At 43.8% G+C, this 1,419-nt stretch carries 2 protein-coding genes; both read left to right on the top strand.

Going from position 1 to position 1,419, the window contains the following annotated elements:
- Positions 1-75 precede the first annotated feature (75 nt).
- On the top strand, positions 76-399 hold the full coding sequence (locus E0496_RS31875; protein WP_161601654.1) for a helix-turn-helix domain-containing protein: 324 nt from the start codon (positions 76-78) through the stop codon (positions 397-399).
- 29 nt (positions 400-428) lie between these two features.
- Complete coding sequence (locus E0496_RS31880; RefSeq protein WP_241675064.1) at positions 429-1,334, top strand: IS3 family transposase; 906 nt, start codon at positions 429-431, stop codon at positions 1,332-1,334.
- The last annotated feature ends 85 nt before the right edge of the window (positions 1,335-1,419 follow it).

Genomic DNA, 1,419 nt, shown 5'->3' on the forward strand with positions numbered 1-1,419 from the left:
CTCTTAAGCCCCCTAATTGGATTGGAGTCATCAATGTGCAATAAGGTACACTATTGATGAGGGGGAATGAAGCGTATGAAAAGCAATATTCTTTATGATGAGCAGCGTATTAAGGTAGCTCAGGAGGCTCTTAGTGGAACAAAGTTATCTTTTCTTGCACGTAAATATTCCGTATCGCCCAGCACCATTACGAACTGGGTGAAGTTCTACAAAGAAAGATTTGGTGAGGAGGCCTTGCCTTCTGCTAGCGAGCGAATAGAAGATTCTAAACGCTTGCAGGAACTGGAGAACAAGATGGATACAGCGATTAAGCTACTTGGAGAGAAAGACCTTGAGATAGAGATGCTGCGTGAACTTCTAAAAAAGAGCAACCCTGCTTACAAGACAAACTTGAAATAGCCGATGAAACCATTAAGCAGGGCTATGCAGTGGCACCCGTGCTGCGAATAATCGGTGTACAAGAATCAACCTACTATGCGAGAAGGAAGCGTCTGTCCGAGTTATCAACAGCTCCAAAAAAGGCTGTCAGCGCTGGGCGTCCATTCCCAGCCTACTCCCTAACGAAGAGCGGTGAGAAGATCAGTGACACCGAGATTGGAGAATGGCTCATGGAACTGGTGGAGGGCGAGGAGCATGGGTATGGCTACCGCAATTTAGCTCATGCGCTTTATATCGAACGTGAGCTAATCCTCAACCACAAGAAAGCGTATAGGCTCTGTGAGAACCTAGGATTACTGCAAAAAAAACCAGCGAAGAAGTTTAAACACCCACGCCGTATAGCAAAAAACCGTAAAGTCACGGGTCCGAATCAGCTTTGGCAAATCGATATTAAATATGGTTATGTCCACGGTTACGATCGTTTTTTCTTTCTCTTTGACATCATTGATGTATTTGATCGTTGTCTCGTAGGCTATCATCTAGGATCAAGCTGCAATGCAAAAGATGTATGTAAAACAGTGAAACGTGCATTTGAAGACCGCCTGCAGCCTGGAGAAGCCGCTCCCGTCTTGCGATCGGATAACGGACCACAGTTTCTTAGCCATACTTTTGCTGAGATGTGCCAAGATAAAGAGCGTCCGATTGAACATGAACGTATCCCGCCAAAGACGCCTAATATGAACGCTTATATAGAGTCATTCCATAGCATCATTGAAAGAGACGTATACGCCAAGAACTACTTTGAAACGTTTGAAGAAGCTTACCAGGCTGTACGCTGCTATATTGAATTTTATAACCAACGGCGTTTCCATGGAAGCTTAAACAAAATGAGTCCAAATCAATACCATGAAGCTTGGAAAGCTAACAAACTAGGTGATGTGGTCATGTCGGTCTAGTAAAATACTTACTTTATTGAAAAATGAAAAACGATGAGAACGTGAGTATGAAGCAGATAGACTCCATAATTAAGGGGCCGAACCG

It is taken from the genome of Paenibacillus luteus, assembly GCF_006542765.1.
In the GTDB taxonomy this organism is placed as follows: domain Bacteria; phylum Bacillota; class Bacilli; order Paenibacillales; family Paenibacillaceae; genus Pristimantibacillus; species Pristimantibacillus luteus.